General features: G+C 71.3%; 18 protein-coding genes. 13 read left to right on the plus strand and 5 right to left on the minus strand.

Annotated elements, in window-relative coordinates; all coding sequences use genetic code 11:
* Positions 1-30 precede the first annotated feature (30 nt).
* Complete coding sequence (locus MTBUT4_RS01640) at positions 31-1,053, plus strand: Ppx/GppA phosphatase family protein (RefSeq protein WP_254434697.1); 1,023 nt, start codon at positions 31-33, stop codon at positions 1,051-1,053.
* The gene (locus MTBUT4_RS01645; protein ID WP_173977919.1) at positions 1,050-1,763 is read left to right on the plus strand and encodes an RlmE family RNA methyltransferase; all 714 of its coding nucleotides are present in this window, start codon (positions 1,050-1,052) and stop codon (positions 1,761-1,763) included. Before MTBUT4_RS01640 ends, MTBUT4_RS01645 begins: the two co-directional genes overlap by 4 nt.
* A 221-nt stretch (positions 1,764-1,984) precedes the next feature.
* On the opposite strand, the gene MTBUT4_RS01650 is transcribed toward MTBUT4_RS01645, so the two are convergent.
* Complete coding sequence (locus tag MTBUT4_RS01650; protein ID WP_173977920.1) at positions 1,985-2,329, minus strand: host attachment protein; 345 nt, start codon at positions 2,327-2,329, stop codon at positions 1,985-1,987.
* Positions 2,330-2,515: 186 nt separating this feature from the next.
* On the opposite strand from MTBUT4_RS01650, the gene guaB reads away from it, so the two are divergent.
* From guaB to MTBUT4_RS01690, 8 genes are all read left to right on the plus strand, one after another.
* Entirely contained in the window at positions 2,516-3,976 is a 1,461-nt protein-coding gene (guaB, locus tag MTBUT4_RS01655; protein WP_173977921.1) for an IMP dehydrogenase, read from the plus strand.
* 72 nt (positions 3,977-4,048) lie between these two features.
* Entirely contained in the window at positions 4,049-4,672 is a 624-nt protein-coding gene (locus tag MTBUT4_RS01660; RefSeq protein WP_173977922.1) for a cytochrome c oxidase assembly protein, read from the plus strand.
* Positions 4,669-5,763: a c-type cytochrome gene (locus MTBUT4_RS01665; RefSeq protein WP_173977923.1), complete on the plus strand. Its 1,095-nt coding sequence runs from the start codon at positions 4,669-4,671 to the stop codon at positions 5,761-5,763. Before MTBUT4_RS01660 ends, MTBUT4_RS01665 begins: the two co-directional genes overlap by 4 nt.
* A gap of 173 nt (positions 5,764-5,936) precedes the next feature.
* Positions 5,937-6,227, plus strand: coding sequence for a cytochrome c family protein (locus tag MTBUT4_RS01670; RefSeq protein ID WP_173977924.1), 291 nt, complete (start codon positions 5,937-5,939; stop codon positions 6,225-6,227).
* Positions 6,196-7,194 (plus strand): c-type cytochrome, encoded by a 999-nt coding sequence (locus tag MTBUT4_RS01675; protein WP_173977925.1) that lies wholly within the window; start codon positions 6,196-6,198, stop codon positions 7,192-7,194. Before MTBUT4_RS01670 ends, MTBUT4_RS01675 begins: the two co-directional genes overlap by 32 nt.
* Positions 7,191-9,704 (plus strand): cbb3-type cytochrome c oxidase subunit I, encoded by a 2,514-nt coding sequence (locus tag MTBUT4_RS01680; protein WP_173977926.1) that lies wholly within the window; start codon positions 7,191-7,193, stop codon positions 9,702-9,704. The genes MTBUT4_RS01675 and MTBUT4_RS01680 overlap by 4 nt, the downstream gene beginning before the upstream one ends.
* 10 nt (positions 9,705-9,714) lie before the next feature.
* On the plus strand, positions 9,715-10,044 hold the full coding sequence (locus tag MTBUT4_RS01685) for a hypothetical protein (protein ID WP_173977927.1): 330 nt from the start codon (positions 9,715-9,717) through the stop codon (positions 10,042-10,044).
* 12 nt (positions 10,045-10,056) lie between these two features.
* Positions 10,057-10,344, plus strand: coding sequence for a hypothetical protein (locus MTBUT4_RS01690; RefSeq protein WP_173977928.1), 288 nt, complete (start codon positions 10,057-10,059; stop codon positions 10,342-10,344).
* Here MTBUT4_RS01690 and MTBUT4_RS01695 read toward each other — a convergent pair.
* Complete coding sequence (locus MTBUT4_RS01695; RefSeq protein WP_173977929.1) at positions 10,299-11,339, minus strand: SDR family oxidoreductase; 1,041 nt, start codon at positions 11,337-11,339, stop codon at positions 10,299-10,301. The genes MTBUT4_RS01690 and MTBUT4_RS01695 overlap by 46 nt on opposite strands.
* A 133-nt stretch (positions 11,340-11,472) precedes the next feature.
* Between MTBUT4_RS01695 and MTBUT4_RS01700 the strand changes: the two genes are divergently transcribed.
* On the plus strand, positions 11,473-12,765 hold the full coding sequence (locus tag MTBUT4_RS01700) for an RsmB/NOP family class I SAM-dependent RNA methyltransferase (RefSeq protein WP_173977930.1): 1,293 nt from the start codon (positions 11,473-11,475) through the stop codon (positions 12,763-12,765).
* Positions 12,766-12,791: 26 nt separating this feature from the next.
* Here the strand turns inward: MTBUT4_RS01700 and MTBUT4_RS01705 are convergent, their stop codons facing one another.
* The 3 genes from MTBUT4_RS01705 to MTBUT4_RS01715 form a co-directional block, all read right to left on the minus strand.
* A complete protein-coding gene (locus tag MTBUT4_RS01705) occupies positions 12,792-12,968 on the minus strand; it encodes a DUF1328 domain-containing protein (RefSeq protein ID WP_173977931.1) in 177 nt (58 codons plus the stop codon).
* A 163-nt stretch (positions 12,969-13,131) separates the two neighbouring features.
* Positions 13,132-13,581 (minus strand): hypothetical protein, encoded by a 450-nt coding sequence (locus tag MTBUT4_RS01710; protein WP_173977932.1) that lies wholly within the window; start codon positions 13,579-13,581, stop codon positions 13,132-13,134.
* A gap of 214 nt (positions 13,582-13,795) precedes the next feature.
* Entirely contained in the window at positions 13,796-15,592 is a 1,797-nt protein-coding gene (locus MTBUT4_RS01715; protein ID WP_173977933.1) for an alpha/beta hydrolase, read from the minus strand.
* A 266-nt stretch (positions 15,593-15,858) separates the two neighbouring features.
* On the opposite strand from MTBUT4_RS01715, the gene MTBUT4_RS01720 reads away from it, so the two are divergent.
* Both MTBUT4_RS01720 and MTBUT4_RS01725 read left to right on the plus strand, forming a co-directional pair.
* Positions 15,859-16,998: an OmpA family protein gene (locus tag MTBUT4_RS01720; RefSeq protein WP_173977934.1), complete on the plus strand. Its 1,140-nt coding sequence runs from the start codon at positions 15,859-15,861 to the stop codon at positions 16,996-16,998.
* Positions 16,995-17,288, plus strand: a complete 294-nt coding sequence (locus MTBUT4_RS01725) for a DUF2293 domain-containing protein (protein ID WP_173977935.1) — start codon at positions 16,995-16,997, stop codon at positions 17,286-17,288. The genes MTBUT4_RS01720 and MTBUT4_RS01725 overlap by 4 nt, the downstream gene beginning before the upstream one ends.
* The last annotated feature ends 84 nt before the right edge of the window (positions 17,289-17,372 follow it).

Below are 17,372 nucleotides of genomic sequence, written 5' to 3' on the forward strand. Positions count from 1 at the left end.
GTCGGCAGGATTGCCGCCACAGGTCCGCCCTTGAGTTTCGTCGCCCCCTCCCCCGCCCCTGCAGCCGCCGACGGCGTCTACGCAGCCATCGATCTCGGCACCAACAATTGCCGCATGTTGGTGGCGCGTCCGCACGGCCATGCCTTCCGCGTGGTCGATTGCTATTCGCGCATCACCCGCCTGGGCGAGGGGCTGGCGGTCAGCGGGCGCCTGTCCGAGGCGGCCATGGAGCGCACCCTGGCGGCGCTGTCCACCTGCGCCGAGCGCATGGCGCGCTGCCGGGTGTCGCGCGCCCGCCTGGTCGCCACCGAGGCCTGCCGCCGCGCCGCCAACGGCGCCGACTTCGCCGCCCGGGTGGCCGAGCGCACCGGGCTGGCGCTGGACATCATCGACGCCGAGCAGGAGGCGGCGCTGGCCCTGGCCGGTTGCGCCTCGCTGGTCGAGCCGGGGGCGGAATGGGTGCTGGTGTTCGACATCGGCGGCGGCTCGACCGAGCTGGTGTGGGTGCGCAACCATGCCGAGGGCCACCGGGTCGAGGGCGTGCAGTCGCTGCCCCTGGGCGTCGTCACCCTGGCCGAGGCGGTGGGCCAGGCGCTGTACCGGCCCGACAGCTATCTCGCCATCGTCGCCGACATCGCCGGCCGGCTGTGGGAGTTCGAGCGCCGCCACGGCATCGCCCGGCGCCTGGCCGGCGGCCGGGTGCAGATGCTGGGCACCTCGGGCACCGTCACCACCCTGGCGGCGCTGCACCTGGACCTGGAGCGCTATGACCGCAGCCGCATCGACGGGCTCGATCTGGGCTTCCACCACATCGCCGCGGTGACCACCCGGCTGGCCGCCATGAGCGCCGCCGAGCGCGCCCTGCATCCCTGCATCGGCCCCGAGCGCGCCGATCTGGTGCTGGCCGGCTGCGCCATCCTGCAGGCCATGTGCGGGCTGTGGCCGCTGACCACCCTGCGGGTCGCCGATCGCGGCGTGCGCGAGGGCATCCTGCTCGGCCTGATGCGCCAGGACGGCGCGCTGGCCCGGCCGCAAGCGGAGCCGGCGTCATGAGCAAGGCCCCGTCCGGCGGACCGAAATCCGGTTCCGGCAGCCGCAAGCTGTTCGAGAAGGTGAAGACCGCCAAGAAGCGGACGCCGTCCTCGACCCGCTGGCTGCAGCGCCAGCTCAACGACCCCTATGTGCACGAGGCCAAGCGCCAGGGCTGGCGCTCGCGCGCCGCCTTCAAGCTGATCGAGCTGGACGACCGCTTCCACTTCCTGAAGACCGGCCTGCGGGTGGTGGATCTGGGCGCCGCGCCCGGCGGCTGGACCCAGGTGGCGGTGAAGCGGGTGGGGCCGAAGGGCGCCGTGGTCGGCATGGACATCCTGGACTACGACCCGGTGCCCGGCGCGGTCTGCCTGCAGGGCGACTTCCTCGCCGACGACGCCCCCGACCGGCTGAAGGCTGAACTGGGCGGGCCGGCCGACGTGGTGGTCTCGGACATGGCCGCCCCCACCACCGGCCACCCCCCCACCGACCACCTGCGCATCATCGGTCTGGTCGAGGTGGCGCTGGACTTCGCCCTCGAGGTGCTGGCCCCCGGCGGCACCTTCGTCGCCAAGGTGTTCCAGGGCGGCACCGAGAAGACCCTGCTGGACACCCTGAAGACCAACTTCGCCACCGTCCGCCACGCCAAGCCCCCGGCCAGCCGCAAGGAATCGGCCGAGACCTATGTGGTGGCCATGGGGTTCAAGGGACGGCAACACCTCCCCTCCCCTTGATGGGGAGGGGTTGGGGGCGGGGTGAGATCCGCGACTCCGCCGACGCGGTTCACCCCCCACCCCAACCCTCCCCCGCAAGGGGGGAGGGGGCTTTTTTCATTCCTATTTACTCCCCTCCCCTTGATGGGGAGGGGTTGGGGGTGGGGTGAGTTTCCGCGACTCCGCCGACGCGGTTCCCTCCCACCCTGCCCTCCCCCGCAAGGGGGGAGGGTGATTCACCTTCAATGCGGCAGCACGTCGCGCAGATGGGCGGTCAGCTCCTGCGGGGTGCGCCAGGTCAGGTCCTCGCGGTCGATTTCGGCCACCAGCAGATTGCGGGTGCCCTGGTCCAGGCTGCCGTCGAGGTCGCGCATCACCGCCAACGGGCCGACCAGCACCAGATGCTCGAACAAATGCGCGCGGGCGGCGCGGTCCAGCTGCCCGGCCAGACGGCCGACGAAGGGCCGGGTGCCGCCGGGCAGCCCGAAATCCATCACCGGTTCGAGATCGCGGTCGGGGCCGTCGCAATGAAAGAACTGGGCGCGGGTGCCGTCGGCGACGCACACCCAGGTGTCGGAACATCGCATGGACGTCTCCTCTCCTCCCGCCGGCGGAAACCGCAGGACGCACCTTCGGCGCGCCCCATTCGGCTGAATCCTCCAGCCCGCACAGCATAGCACGAACGGCGACGAAATGCGGCATGCCATGCTTGAGCCGGGACCCATATTGTGTATGATGGCGCGCCACACCCGCCCGCACCCTCCGGAGGTGGCATGCAAATCAAGGAAGCGCTGACGTTCGACGATGTTCTGCTGGTCCCGGCGGAATCGGACGTGCTGCCCACTCAGGTCGACACCCGCACCCGCCTCACCCGCTCCATCGAGCTGGGTATTCCGCTCGCCTCGGCGGCCATGGACACGGTGACCGAATCGCGCCTGGCCATCGCCCTGGCCCAGGCCGGCGGCATCGGCGTCATCCACAAGAACCTGGAGATCCCGGCCCAGGCGGCCGAGGTGCGCACGGTCAAGAAATTCGAGTCGGGCATGGTGGTCAATCCGGTCACCATCCACCCCGACCAGCCGCTGGCCGACGCCCTGCGGCTGATGGCCGACCTCAAGATCTCGGGCATTCCGGTGGTCGAGCGCGGCACCCGCAAGCTGGTGGGCATCCTCACCAATCGCGACGTCCGCTTCGCGTCGGACGTGCAGCAGCCGGTGGCCGAGCTGATGACCCGCGAGAAGCTGATCACCGTGCACGAGGGCGTCGCCAAGGAAGAGGCCAAGCGCCTGCTGCACCAGCACCGCATCGAGAAGCTGCTGGTGGTGGATGCCGACTACCGCTGCACCGGCCTGATCACGGTGAAGGACATCGAGAAGGCCCAGGCCCATCCCAATGCCTGCAAGGACGAGCAGGGCCGCCTGCGCGCGGCGGCCGCCACCGGCGTCGGCCCCGACGGCCTGAAGCGGGCCGAGGCGCTGCTGGAGGCCGAGGTCGATGTCATCGTGGTCGATACCGCCCACGGCCATTCCAAGGGCGTCATCGAGGCGGTGCGCGCCATCAAGCGCATGAGCGGCCGCGCCCAGGTGATCGGCGGCAACATCGCCACCCCCGACGCCGCCAGGGCCCTGGCCGATGCCGGGGCCGACGCGGTCAAGGTCGGCATCGGGCCGGGCACCATCTGCACCACCCGCATGGTCGCCGGCGTCGGCGTGCCGCAGCTGTCGGCGGTGATGGAGGTGGCCGAGGTCACCCGCAAGGCCGGCATCTGCCTGATCGCCGATGGCGGCATCAAGTATTCCGGCGACATCGCCAAGGCCATCGCGGCCGGGGCGGATTGCGTCATGATCGGCTCGCTGTTCGCCGGCACCGAGGAAAGCCCAGGCGAAGTGTTCCTGTTCCAGGGCCGCTCGTACAAGTCCTATCGCGGCATGGGCTCCATCGCCGCCATGGCGCGCGGCTCGGCCGACCGATACTTCCAGGCCGATGTCGGCGATTCGCTGAAGCTGGTGCCGGAAGGCGTCGAGGGCCGGGTGCCCTACAAGGGTCCGGTCAACGCGGTGATCCACCAGCTGGTGGGCGGCCTGCGCTCGGGCATGGGCTATACCGGCAACGCCACCATCCCCGACATGCAGACCCGCTGCACCTTCCGCCGCATCACCAGCGCCGGCCTGCGCGAGAGCCACGTCCACGACGTGTCGATCACCAAGGAAGCGCCCAACTACAAGAGCGAGTAGCGCCCACCCTCCCCCTCCCGCGCGGGTGAACACACGGCGGCGGCCGCCGTTCACCCCCCGGGAGGGGCGCCGATGCCGGCTTTGGTGGGTGCCGTGCTGGGCCTGGCGGCGGCCCTGGTCTGGCCGCTGCCGCAGGCGGCGGCGGTCAGCGTCGCCGCCCACATGCTGCAGGCGCTGATCCTGCTCGACGGGGTGCCGCCCCTGCTGGCGGTAGCCCTGAATCGGCGCCCGGTGCCGTGGCCGTGCGGCGCCGCCGCGCTGGCCTACGCCCTGGCGCTGTGGGGGTGGCACGCCCCCGCCGCCTTCCGCGCCGCAGCCTTCGATCCCGTCCTGCGCGCGCTGATGCTGGCCAGCCTGCTGGCGGCCGGCACGGCGTTCTGGCTGGCGGTTCCGCGCCCCGGGCGCGAGGCATCCGGGCTGGCCTGGGTTTTCGTCACCATGCTTCATGGCGGCCTGCTGGGGGCGCTGATCACCTTCGCGCCGGCCGACCTTTACGGCGCGGTCTGCTCGGCCAACGCCTGGCTCGACCCGGCCGAGGACCAGCAGGCGGCCGGCCTGATCATGTGGATCGGCGGCGGCACGGTGACCATGGCGGCCGGCCTCGGCCTGGTGGCGCGCCTGCTGGTCCCCGGACGGGCAGGCCCGGCTGGCGAGGTGGCAGGCGCATCCGCTCCCCCCACCTCAGCGGGGCAATGAGGCGCACGCTCGTCATCCTCGGCCTGTTGGTGGCGCTTGGCGCGGTCGGGGCGCTGCTGTTCGCCTGGTCGGGCCTGTACAACGTGGCCGCCAGCGTTCCCCATTGGCCGCCGACCCGGTGGCTGATCGAATTCGGCCTGGAGAATTCCGTCGAGACCCATGCCCGCGGCATCGAGGTGCCGCCGCTGGACGACCCCGCCCTGGTCCATGCCGGCCTGGGCCATTACGAAGGCGCCTGCCAGCCCTGCCACGGCGCCCCCGGACAACCGCCCAACCCGCTGGTCCGGCGGATGCTGCCCGAGCCGCCCTACCTGCCCGGCCAGGAGTTGCGGTGGAGCCCGGCGCAGCTGTTCTGGATCGTCCGCCACGGCCTGAAATATACCGGCATGCCGGCCTGGGTGGCCGAACACCGCGACGACGAGATCTGGGCCATGGTGGCGGCGCTGCTGCGCCTGCCCGAGCTCGACGACGCCGGCTATCGCCGCCTGCTGGCGTCGGGCGCCCGCATGCCGGCCGGGGAATCGGCCCGGCTGCTGGCCGCCGTCGGGCCGGCCGGCGAGGCGCTGGTGGCCTGCGCCCGCTGCCACGGCCTGACCGGGGCCGGCGGCGGGGCGGGCGCCTTTCCCGCCCTGGCCGGGCAAAGCCGCGAGTACCTGATGGCGTCGCTCAAGGCCTATGCCCTCGGCACCCGGGCCAGCGGCTTCATGCAGCCGGTGGCCGGCGCCCTCGACGACGAGCAGATGGGCCGGCTGGCCGACCATTACGCCGCCATGCCCACGCCGCCCGTCCGCCCGGCACCGAATGCGGCGACGGAGCGCGGCCGGGCCATCGCGGAACGGGGCCTGCCCGAGCGGGGCATCCCCGCCTGCGTCACCTGCCACGGCGGCAACGCGCTGGCCCGCAATCGCCTGTTCCCTCGCCTGGACGGCCAGCATGCCTTCTACCTGGCGCAGCAGTTGCGCCTGTTCGCCGTCGGCACGCGCGGCGGCACCGCCTTCGCCGAGCTCATGCAGGCCACCACCCACGGCCTGGACGAAGCGGAAATCCGGGCGGTGGCGGCGTACTACGCGGCCCGGGGGCGGCCGCGGTGAGGGGGGCGACAATCCCCCCTCCCCTTGATGGGGAGGGGTCGGGGGTGGGGTGCGCCGGTTCCGTGACGGCGCCCATCACCCCTACCCAAACCCTCCCCCATCAAGGGGGAGGGCTTAAGAGACTGGCCCTCGCCCTGGTCCTGCTGGTGGCGGGGTGCGGCGACGATCCCCCGGTGCCCGATTTCGGCGACCCAGAACGGGGACGGGCGGTCATCGCCCGCTATGAATGCGGCGCCTGCCACCGCATCCCCGGCATCACCGGGGCGCGCGGCAAGGTCGGGCCGCCGCTGGCCGGCTTCGCGCGGCGGGCGATGATCGCCGGGACGCTGCCCAACCGGCCGGAGGCGCTGCTGGCGTGGCTGCGCGATCCGCCGGCGCAGGTGAAGGGCACCGCCATGCCCGCCTTGGGCCTGAGCGAACAGGAGGCCGGCGATGCGGCGGCATACCTTTACACGCTTCGCTGAAGCGCTTCCGGCGGCGGTGCTGGCGGCCTGCTCGGGGCCGCAATCGCCGCTGGATGCCGGCAGCGACGAGGCCGCCGGCATCGCCATCCTGAGCTGGGTGATGTTCGCCGCGGCGGGCCTGATCCTGGTGGCCGTGCTGGCGCTGGCCGCCGCCGCCGCCCGGGCGCCGGCCGAGCAGCCGCGCTGGGCGACGCGCGAGGGATGGGTGGTGGCGGCCGGACTGGTGTTCCCGATCGTCATGCTGTCGGCGCTGCTGGCCTGGGGCCTGTCCATCACCGGCGGCGGCGGCGGGGCGTCGTCGCCGCCGGCCGCCTTCCGCATCGCGGTGGCGGGGGAGCAATGGTGGTGGCGGGTGACCTATCTCGGACCCGACGGGAGCGCCCTGTTCAGCACCGCCAACGAGCTGCGCCTGCCCATCGGGCAGCGGGTCGAGGTGGACCTGACCTCGGCCGACGTCATCCACAGCTTCTGGGTCCCCGGCCTGGCCGGCAAGCTCGACATGATCCCCGGCCACGTCAACACCCTGCCCCTGGTCGCCGGGCGGGCGGGAACCTGGCGCGGCCAGTGCGCCGAGTATTGCGGCGGCGCCCATGCGCTGATGGCCTTCACGGTGACCGCCCTGCCCGCCCCCGATTTCGAGCGCTGGATGGCGGCCCAGGCGGCGCCGGCGGCCGAGCCGGACAATGCCGAGGGGCGGCGCGGGCGGGCGCTGTTCCTCGCCTCGGGCTGCGGCGCCTGCCATGCGGTGCGCGGCACCCCGGCCTCCGGCACCATCGGGCCCGACCTCACCCATGTGGGCGGACGCCCGACCATCGGCGCCGGGCTGCTGCCGACCCAGCGGGGGACGCTGGCCGCCTGGATCGTCGATCCCGGGCACCTCAAGCCCGAGGTCAGGATGCCCCCCTTCCCGGTGTTTCGCGGCGAGGACCTGCGCGCCCTCGCCGCCTGGCTGGAGAGCCTGCGATGAGCCGCCTGCCCGACCCCCGCCCGCGCCCGCCCGAGGAGCTGGAGCAGTTGCAGGAGGTGTGGCGCCAGCCCGGCGGCTGGCGGCTGGCCTCGGCGGTCAACAACACCTATGTCGGCGTGTTCTACATCGGCACGGCGCTGCTGTTCTTCGTGCTGGCCGGCATCCTGGCCCTGCTGCTCCGCATCCAGCTGGCGGTGCCCGAGAACGACTTCCTGTCCCAGGCGACCTACAATCAGGTCTTCACCATGCACGGCACCATGATGATGTTCCTGTTCGCCGTGCCGGCGGTCGAGGCCATGGGCGTCTACCTGCTGCCCAACATGCAGGCGGCCCGCGATCTTCCCTTCCCGCGCCTGTCGGCCTACGCCTTCTGGGCCTATGCGGTGGGCGGGCTGGCGTTCTTCTGCTCGCTGTTCTTCGGGCTCGCCCCCGATGGCGGCTGGTTCATGTATCCGCCGCTGACAAGTTCCGAGCATTCGCCCGGCCACAACACCGATTTCTGGCTGCTGGGCATCGGCTTCATCGAGATCTCGGCCATCGCCGGCGCCATCGAGATCCTGGTCGGGGTGCTGCGGACGCGGGCGCCGGGAATGACGCTGGACAAGCTGCCGATCTATTCCTGGGCCATGCTGGTGTTCGCGGTGATGATCGTGTTCGGCTTCCCGGCGGTGATCCTGGGCACCGCCCTGCTGGAGATCGAGCGCAGCTTCCACTGGCCGTTCTTCATCGCCGAAAAGGGCGGCGACCCGCTGCTGTGGCAGCACCTGTTCTGGTTCTTCGGCCATCCCGAGGTCTACATCATCTTCCTGCCGGCCGCCGGCTTCGTCTCGATGATCCTGCCGACCATGTGCGGCACCCGGCTGGTGGCCCATCGCTGGGTGGTGCTGGCCCTGGTGGCCACCGGCTTCATCGCCTTCGGCGTGTGGGTCCACCACATGTTCACCACCGGCCTGCCGAAATTGTCGCTGTCCTTCTTCTCGGCCGCCAGCATGGCGGTGGCGGTGCCCAGCGGCATCCAGGTCTTCGCCTGGATCGCCACCATCGCCAAGGGCCGGCTGCGGCTCACCGTGCCGTCGCTGTTCGTGCTGGGCTTCCTCGCCATCTTCACCCTGGGCGGGCTGACCGGGGTGATGGTGGCGATGGTGCCGTTCGACGGCCAGACCCACGACACCTTCTTCGTGGTCGCCCATTTCCACTACGTGCTGATCGGCGGCATGGTCTTCCCGCTGTTCGCCGCCTTCTATTACTGGGCGCCCACCGCCAGCCGCCGCGCCTTGTCCGAGCGCCTGGGGAAATGGTGCTTCGGGCTGATGTTCGTGGGCTTCAACATCGCCTTCTTCCCCCAGCACGTGGCCGGGCTGATGGGCATGCCGCGGCGGGTGTGGACCTATCCGGCCGAGCTGGGCTGGGGCTGGATCAACATGACCTCGACCGTCGGCGCCTTCATCCTCGGGCTGGGGGCGCTGGTGTTCCTGATCGATCTGGCCCGCAACTTCCGCCCCTTCACCGGCGGCAATGCCGGCAACGTGTGGAACGCCGGCACCCTGGAATGGCTGCCCGGCGGCAATTACGCCACCCGCTCGATCCCCATCGTCACCAGCCTCGAGCCGCTGTGGGACCAGCCGGACTTGGCCCGCGAGGTTGACGAGGGGCGCTATTACCTGCCCGGCGCCCCCACCGGCCGGCGCGAGACCATCGTCACCAGCGCCATCGCGGCCGAGCCGCAATACCTGATGCAGATGCCGGGGCCGGGCTGGCCGGCGGTGCTGGCGGCGTGGTTCACCGCCGCCTTCTTCCTGCTGCTCACCGTCAAGCTGGTGACGCCCGCGATGGTCTGCGGAGTGATCGCCCTGGCGTTGGTGCTGCGGTGGATGTGGGACACCGATCTCGGCCCCGCCCATCCGCCGGTGGATATCGGCGGCGGCATCGTCCTGCCGGTCAACTGCTCGGGACCCATGTCCCATTCGTGGTGGGCGGTGGTGGTGCTGATCCTGGTGGCCGGCGCCGTCTTCGCCTCGCTGCTGTTCTCGTATTTCTTCCTGTGGACGGTGTCGCCCGACGTGTGGCCGGCGGCCACCGGGCAGGCGCTGCCCGGGGCGGAGTGGCCGCTGGCCGCGGCGGCGCTGCTGGTGCTGTCCAGCGCCCTGGTGTGGTGGGCGGGGCGAAGGCTGGAGGCCGATGGCCACTGGTCGGTGCGCCTGGGGCTGGCGGCGGCGGCGGTGGCGCTGGCGGCGGCGCTGGCGGCCGAGCTGGCCGGCCAGCGCGCCACCGGCCTCTCGCCCACCGACAGCGGCTACGGCGCCGTGGTCTACATGATGGCGGCGCTGCAGGGGCTGTTCGTGGCGACCCTGGGGATCATGGCGCTCTACACCCTGGCGCGCTCGCTGGCCGGCCTGCTCCACCGCCACCGCCGGGCCACCTTCGACAACACCATGCTGCTGTGGCACTACGCGGTCGGCCAGGGCCTGATCGCCCTGGCGGTGGTCCATTTCGGCCCGCGCGTGCTGTGAGGAGGCCAGGATGGCAGAGACCGACCGCCGCTTCTTCTCCGGCCTTCTCCGTATCGGCGCCGGGCCGGCGCTGTGGGCGGCCCATCTCGGCCTGGTCTACGGCGTGACGGCGGTGGCCTGCGCGCGCGGGGCCGGCGGGGTCGCCGCCCCGACCGTCGTCGGCCTCACATTGGCCGCGGCGCTGGGCGCCGGCTGGATTGTGGGGCGCGAGCTGCGACGCGCCCGCGCCGGACCGGCCGGGACCCGGACGTCGTTCTTCGCCGCCGCCCTGGCCGGGCTGTCGCTGGTGGCGATCCTGTGGGCCGGCCTGCCGGTGGTGTTCGTCTCCGCCTGTCCGTGAAAGGGGAACCGGATGCCCGATTTCCAGGCCTTGCCGCCCTGGGTCAACGGCGCCGTGTTCCTGGCCTGCGCCGGACTGGTGTGGGTGGCCGGGGCGCGGCTGGTGGCGGCGCTCGACCGCATCGCGACGATTACCGGCATCGGCCAGGCCTTCATCGGCATGGTGGTGACCGCCATCTACCTGGCCGGCCTGATCGAGCGCTCGGACCGCAGCCTTTTGCGCCTGGGCTACGATTCCTGGGCGGTGCTGGCAACCTATTGCGGCGGGGTGGTGGCGCTGTATTTCCTGCGCGGCGCCTGAGCCGGCCCGCCCAGCGCTCCGGCGACCAGGAAAGCCGCCCCCAGCGCCACCACCCCCGCCGCCAGCCAGAAGCGATGGCGGGACAGCGTCCATTGCAGACTGTGGCGCTGCGCCTCGCCGTCGAACGCGCCGTGGGTGCGGTGCAGGGCGGGGACGGTGTGGAACAGGTTGGCCGGCGCGCCGGGCGGCACTTGCTGCGGCCGCTGCTGGGCCTGGTAGTTGGTGCGCGCCAGGTAGCGGTCGAGCAGGCCGGGGACGAACTTCTCGGCCCAGATGGCGGCCACCGTCGCCGGTCCCAGCAGCACCTCGCGCCGCCCGGATTGCGCCGCCCAGACGATGGCCTCGGCCGCCAGTTCGGGCTGGTAGACCGGGGCCACCGGGCGCGGCCGGCCGGGCATGCGGGCCAGCGCCCAGTCGAATTGCGGGGTGTTGACCGCCGGCAGGTGGACCGCCGTCAGGCGCACCCGGCTGTGGTCGTGCAGCAGCTCGCAGCGCAGCGAATCGGTGAAGGCGCGGATGGCCGCCTTGGCGCCGCAATAGGGCGCCTGCAGCGGGATCGAGCGGTAGGCCAGGGCCGAGCCGACCTGGACGATGGCGCCCCGGTCGCGCCGCTTCATGCGCTTCAGCGCGGCCATGGTGCCGTGGACATAGCCGAGATAGGTGACCTCGGTGGCGCGGCGGTACTCGGCCGGGGTGATGGCGTCGAACGGGGCGAACACCGTCACCATGGCGGCGTTGACCCAGACGTCGATGGGGCCGAATTCGGCCTCGACTCGGCCGGCGGCATCCTCGACCCGGTCGGCATCGGCGACGTCGGCGGCCAGGACCAGCGCCCGCCCGCCCAGGCGCTCGACCTCCCGGCGCACGTCGTCGAGGGCGCCGCCGTCGCGGGCGATCAGGCCGATGGCGGCGCCTTGGCGGGCGAAGGCATGGGCGACGGCGCGGCCGACCCCCGCCGACGCCCCGGTGATCACGACGACCCGCTGTTCGGTCATTCCGGTCTCCTGCCTCTTGCGCATCGGGTGAAGGATGAAACACCGGGTTCGGTGGCCGGGTTCTCCCCGCCTGTTGCCATGCCCGCCGGAACCGCCTAGGGTCGTCGGCCCGCTCCTCTGCCCGGATTCCGCCATGACCCCCGCTGCCCGCCTGTCCGCCGCCATCGATCTGCTGGACGAGATCGAGGGCAACGCGCGGCCGGCCGACCAGGTGGCGTCGTTCTACTTCAAGGGCCGGCGCTACATCGGCGCCAAGGATCGCCGCGCCGTCGCCGACATCGTGTGGCGGGTGCTGCGGCGCAAGGCGCGCATCGGCTGGTGGCTGGAGCACCTGGATTTCCCCGTCGAGTCCCGCGCCCGGGTGCTGGCCGACCTCGCCCTGTCGGGCCAGGCGGCGGAGCCCGAGCTGTTCCAGGGCCCCCATTCCGCCGCCCCGCCCGGCCGCGAGGAAAAGCGCATGATGGAGGCGCTGCGGGGCAAGGACCTGTTCCACCGCGACATGCCCGCCTGGGTGCGGGGCGAGTTCCCCGAATGGCTGACGCCGCGCCTCGAGGCGCTGTGGGGCGAGGCCATGGTGCGCGAGGTCGGCGCCATGCGCGACGAGGCGCCGCTGGATCTGCGCGTCAACACCCTGAAGGCGACCCGCGACGAGGCGGTGGCCGCCCTGCGCGCCGACAAGCTGGATCCGCGCCCGACGCGATGGTCGCCGCTGGGCCTGCGCCTGGCCGAGCGCGCCCCCATGGTGCAGATGCAGGCCTGGCGGAACGGGCTGGTGGAGATCCAGGACGAGGGGTCGCAGCTGGTGGCGCTGCTGGCCGAGGCCCGCCCCGGCATGGCGGTGTGCGACTATTGCGCCGGGGCCGGCGGCAAGACCCTGGCCCTGGCCGCCACCATGGAGAACAAGGGCCGGCTGGTCGCCTGCGACGTCGCCGAGTGGCGGGTCGACAAGGCCGGCGAGCGCTTCCGCCGCGCCGGCGTGCACAACGTCAGCCGCCGCGTCATCGAAGGCGCCGCCGACAAGTGGATCAAGCGCTCGGCCGCCTCGTTCGACCGGGTGCTGGTGGACGCCCCCTGCACCGGCACCGGCACCTGGCGGCGCAACCCGGATGCCAAGTGGCAGCTGACCGAACAGACGCTGGCCGAACTGATGGAAAGCCAGCGGGTGATCCTGGCCAGCGCGGCGCGGCTGGTGAAGCCGGGCGGACGGCTGATCTACGCCACCTGCTCGGTGCTGGCCGAGGAGAACGAGACCCAGATGCAAGGGTTCCTGGCCGCCCACCCCGAATACACGGTGCGGCCGGTGCCGGATCTGTGGCCGGCATTGGTCGGCACCGAATGCCCGGTCACCGGCCCCTACCTGCGCCTGTCACCGCTGGCCCACGGCACCGACGGCTTCTTCGCCGCGGTGCTGGAACGGGCGGCGTAACCCGCCGCCCGTTCCGGACGCCACGGTCAAAGCGGCGGTCGGCGGCCGCGGAACAGGCCGACCACGATGGACACCACGAACAGCACCAGGAAGATGAAGAACAGCACCTGGGCGATGCCGCCGGCGGTGCTGGCGACGCCGCCGAAGCCGAACACGGCGGCAACAACGGCGATGATCAGGAAGACGGCGGCCCAGTACAGCATGCTACCCTCCGTCGGTGATCCCATCCCCGGCCATATGGCAAGCAGGGGTACCGATTGGCAGGGGCGACGGACGGCGCGGAGGAGGTAGGGCCAAGGGCGCGGAACGTGCCCGCCCGGCGAGGGCTAAACAATCAGACCACGTTCCGTTTGAACGGAACATGGTCTACTTGCCGCCGCGCAGCGACTGGAACAGCTCGAACCCCTGCTGGGCCATGCCCAGCCCCTGCTGCAATCCGGCCAGGCCGCCGCCGCCGCCGCTGTCCTGGGCGGGGAACATGGATTGATAGCGCAGGCGGGTGGTGGCGGCGCTGTCGGCCAGGTCGCTGGCGGTCTGACGGGTCAGCCCTTCCAGCAGCGCCCCGCCCGAGCCGCCGGCGAAACCGATGCCGCCGGCCGACAGGGAGGCCCGCGCCGTCGCCATCTGGCGCTTCAGCAGGTCGCGCTGCTGGCGCGCCTGCTGCTCGTGCTGCTGCATCAGCATCTGGTTCTGCAGATCCATCTGCTGCTGCTGCGCCTGGGCCGACGCCTTGGCCTGCTGCTGCTGCGCCATGCCGCCGGCGACGCTGCTCGCCGCCTGCAGGGCCATCGGAATGTATTGGGTGAAGCTGCCCATGACTGGCCTCCGGTAAGTTCGTTGTTTGTTCTTATAGCACCGGAACGCAGGGGGCTGCAAGGAAAATATGCCGATAAAGGGGAAAACCCCCCTCTCCTTTCATGGGGAGGGGTCGGGGGCGGGGTTGGCGGCCGCTTGTGCAGACGGCGGCATCCCCCCACCCCGGCCCTCCCCACGAGGGGGAAGGAGAAAGGGAGGGGGGAGGGAGAACTTACTACACCACGCGGTGCTTCACATAGGCGCCGGGGGCGTCCTCGATGGCCTTCAGCTTGCCGCTGCCGGGCTGGCGCGCCGGCACCTGCTTGACCCCCTTGGAGGACCAGGCCTGCCAGTCCGGCCACCACGAGCCTTCCTCCTGCTTGGCGCCGTTCAGCCAGGTGTCGGGGTTCTTCACCTTGCGGCTGTTGGTCCAGAAGCAGTACTTGCCCGCCGCCGGCGGATTGACCACGCCGGCGATGTGGCCCGAGGCGGCGAGCACGAACTTGACCGGCCCCGAGACGTTCTGGGTCAGGGCATAGGTGCTCTTCCACGGCGCGATGTGGTCCTCGCGGGTGGACAGCATGTAGATGGGCGTCTTGATGGTGGCGAGGTCGATGTCCACGCCGTCCAGGACGATGCCGCCGGGAACCACCAGCTGGTTCTCCTGGTACATCTTGCGCAGGTAGAAGCTGTGCATGGCCGCCGGCATGCGGGTCGAATCCGAGTTCCAGTACAGCAGGTCGAACGGGAACGGGTCCTTGCCCAGCAGGTAGTTGTTGACCACGAACGACCAGATCAGGTCGTTGGCGCGCAGCATGTTGAAGGTCATCGCCATGTCGCGGCCGTCGAGGAAGCCGGCCCCGCTCATCTTCTCCTCGAGGGCGGAGAGCTGCTCCTCGTCGATGAAGACGCCCAGCTCGCCCGGCTCGTTGAAGTCGGTCATGGTGGTGAACAGGGTGGCCGAGGCGATGCGGTCGGCCTTGCCCTTGGCGGTCAGGTAGGCCAGGGTGCACACCGTCAGGGTGCCGCCCAGGCAATAGCCGACGGCGTTGACGCTGCTCTGGCCGGTGGCCTTCTCGATGGCGTCCAGCGCCGCCAGCGGGCCTTCCTTCATGTAGTCGGCGAAGGACTTGGCGGCCAGCGTCTCGTCGGGATTGACCCATGAGATGACGAACACCGTGTGGCCCTGGTCCACCGCCCACTTGATGAAGCTGTTCTTCGGGCGCAGATCCAGGATGTAGTACTTGTTGATCCACGGCGGCACGATCATCAGCGGCCGCTCCAGCACCGTCTCGGTGGTCGGCGTGTACTGCACCAGCTGCATCAGGTCGTTCTGGAAGACCACCTTGCCGGGGGTGACGGCGATGTTCTCGCCGACCTTGAAGGCGTCGTAATCGGTCATGCGGATGGACAGCTGGCCCTTGCCGCGCTCGAGGTCGTCGAGCAGGTTGTTCAGCCCCTTGATCAGGTTCTCGCCGCCCGATTCGACGGTGGCGCGCAGCACCTCGGGATTGGTCATCACGAAGTTGGAGGGCGCCATGGCATCGACGAACTGGCGGGTGTAGAAATCGACCTTCTGGGCCGAATGGCCGTCCAAACCCTCGACGTCGTTGACGACGCCCTGCACCCAGCGGGCCGAAAGCAGGTAGGACTGCTTGATGTAGTCGAAGATCTCGTTCTCCTCCCACATCTCGTCCTTGAACCGGCGGTCGCCGGCCTCGGGCTTGGCCACCGGCTCGGTGGTCTCGCCCATCAGGCGGCGGGCGGTGTTCTGCCACAGCGACATGTAGTCGTTCCACAGCGACAGGTTGGCTTCCATCAGCTTGGCCGGGTCGCTCATCATGCGCGCCGTCATCTCGATGAAGGCGTTGCCGATGTTCAACGGATCGAACGAATGCGGGGTCGGATCGGCGGCCTGGCGGGCCAGGAACTCGGTGACGATCCGCTGGCTGCGCTCGGCGATTCCGGTCATCGCCTTGGACAGCTCGGCGGGGTCGATCAGCTTGATGTCAGCACCCATCTCTTCGGCCATGTCCATTCCTCGTTGCGGTGCGCTGTTACCCCGAGCGCACTTCTTTCGACAATAACAGTCCCGATCTGTGCCGAAGGGTCAGGGGGGGTATTCCCCTCCATCGTCCCGGCCTCGACAACCTATATACTTTCGATCGGCGGCCTGATAAACGTGAACTTGGCACGAAATCCGGTCGTGCAACAGGGGTCTTCATCAGGGGTGGTGTCGGAACCATGGTGCGTCGCTTCGGACTGCGGTGTCGTTTCAGTGTCGCTAACGTCCTGGCCGTGGCGAAGGCGCTTGCCCTGGCCGCCACGCTGTCGGCCTGTTCGTCGGTGCCCGACGCCATCAATCCCATCGAGTGGTACAAGGGCGCCAGCGACATGGTGACCGGGCGCGAGCGCCCCGAGGTCGCCAGCCCGGTGCCGGTCAAGACCGCCGACCGTCCCGACGTCAACACGGTTCCCGCCCGCACCGCCACGGCCCGCGCCGAGCTGCCCAAGGCGCTGGTCGCCGACCGCGGCGGCCAGTACGCCGAGCCGGTGCGCCGCGAGGTGACGCCGACCCGGCCGCTGGCCCGCCGCACGCCGGCTGCCGCCGATACCCAGATGGCGGCCGCCGCGCCGGGACCGGGGGCCACCCAGCCGGTCACCGTGCCGCAGGCGGCGGTGCCGCCCAAGCCGGCGGTCCAGGCCGCCGAACTGCCGCCGGCGGGATCGCCCGCACCGGGGGCGCAGGCCCCGCGCACATCGGCACCCGGCCAGGCGCAGCCCGCCGCCCGCACCGCCGGCCTGCCCGAATCTCCGGCCCAGCTGTCGATGACGCCGCCGCCGCGCGCCGACATCCCCGAGACGGTGCCGATGCCGAACCGCGCCGGCCGGCCCAAGCAACTGCAGGCCCAGTACGAACGGCGGCTGGCGGAATCCGGCCAGCAGACCTTGAGCGCCGCCGGCATGGTCGACATGCCGCAGCCGGTCGCCGCCGCGCGCGGCTACGACGACGCCCCCATCCATCTGGTGCCCCCCACCACCGCCCGCCAGCGTGGCGGCGGCGGCAAGGGCATGGCGGCGCCCCTGCCGGTGCAGAGCGGCCCGGCCGCCAGCTTCCAGGTGGCGGCGCTGGACTTCAACGGCGGCACCGCGCGCCTGACCCGCGCCGACATGGACTCCATCGCCGAGGTGGCGCGGCTCTATCGCCAGACCGGCGGAGTCATCCGCGTCCTCGGCCATGCGCCGACACCCAGCTTCTCGAACGACGCGGTGACCCAGCTGATGGGCGGCCTCGACGCCTCCATGGACCGTGCCAACGCGGTGGCGCGCGAGCTCAACAAGCGCGGCGTGCCGGCGGCCAAGATCATGGTCGGCGCCGATCCCTCGGTGGCCGCCATGGGCGGAGCGGGCGCGCAGGTCTTCCTCGACGTGATGTGACCACCCGGCGCGGCCTGATCGCCGAGGCCTTGCGCCGCATCGCGCCGCTGGTGCCCGACTTCGAGCGCGGAGCCATCCTCGACCATGCCGTCGATTCGCCCGGCCTCGCCAAGGCCTCGCCGGAGGCCGCCGCCTGGCTGTCGCTGACCGCCCATGTGCGCCACCTGCACACCGAGTACGACCAGCTGCTGGCCGAGGGCTACGACGCCGATTCGGCCCGCCACTTCGTGCTGGAGGCCACCAATGCGGTGCTGGCCGACTGGGGGTGCCGCAAGCGGGTGGGAGATTAAGTCCTCCCGCCTTCCCGCGCGCTTGCCCGGCCGCCCTGCTTCGTCCAGCCTCGGGCGCGGCCCAGGGGTTGCCCTGGCGGCGCC

Source organism: Magnetospirillum sp. UT-4 (assembly GCF_902729435.1).
Lineage (GTDB): Bacteria > Pseudomonadota > Alphaproteobacteria > Rhodospirillales > Magnetospirillaceae > Magnetospirillum.

Bases quoted from the DNA above. Each gene is read 5' to 3' on its own strand.
- MTBUT4_RS01645 (WP_173977919.1), top strand. From the start codon at position 1,050: ATGAGCAAGGCCCCGTCCGGCGGACCGAAATCCGGTTCCGGCAGCCGC.
- MTBUT4_RS01650 (WP_173977920.1), bottom strand. From the start codon at position 2,329: ATGCGATGTTCCGACACCTGGGTGTGCGTCGCCGACGGCACCCGCGCC.
- guaB (WP_173977921.1), top strand. From the start codon at position 2,516: ATGCAAATCAAGGAAGCGCTGACGTTCGACGATGTTCTGCTGGTCCCG.
- MTBUT4_RS01660 (WP_173977922.1), top strand. From the start codon at position 4,049: ATGCCGGCTTTGGTGGGTGCCGTGCTGGGCCTGGCGGCGGCCCTGGTC.
- MTBUT4_RS01665 (WP_173977923.1), top strand. From the start codon at position 4,669: ATGAGGCGCACGCTCGTCATCCTCGGCCTGTTGGTGGCGCTTGGCGCG.
- MTBUT4_RS01675 (WP_173977925.1), top strand. From the start codon at position 6,196: ATGCGGCGGCATACCTTTACACGCTTCGCTGAAGCGCTTCCGGCGGCG.
- MTBUT4_RS01680 (WP_173977926.1), top strand. From the start codon at position 7,191: ATGAGCCGCCTGCCCGACCCCCGCCCGCGCCCGCCCGAGGAGCTGGAG.
- MTBUT4_RS01685 (WP_173977927.1), top strand. From the start codon at position 9,715: ATGGCAGAGACCGACCGCCGCTTCTTCTCCGGCCTTCTCCGTATCGGC.
- MTBUT4_RS01690 (WP_173977928.1), top strand. From the start codon at position 10,057: ATGCCCGATTTCCAGGCCTTGCCGCCCTGGGTCAACGGCGCCGTGTTC.
- MTBUT4_RS01695 (WP_173977929.1), bottom strand. From the start codon at position 11,339: ATGACCGAACAGCGGGTCGTCGTGATCACCGGGGCGTCGGCGGGGGTC.
- MTBUT4_RS01700 (WP_173977930.1), top strand. From the start codon at position 11,473: ATGACCCCCGCTGCCCGCCTGTCCGCCGCCATCGATCTGCTGGACGAG.
- MTBUT4_RS01705 (WP_173977931.1), bottom strand. From the start codon at position 12,968: ATGCTGTACTGGGCCGCCGTCTTCCTGATCATCGCCGTTGTTGCCGCC.
- MTBUT4_RS01710 (WP_173977932.1), bottom strand. From the start codon at position 13,581: ATGGGCAGCTTCACCCAATACATTCCGATGGCCCTGCAGGCGGCGAGC.
- MTBUT4_RS01715 (WP_173977933.1), bottom strand. From the start codon at position 15,592: ATGGCCGAAGAGATGGGTGCTGACATCAAGCTGATCGACCCCGCCGAG.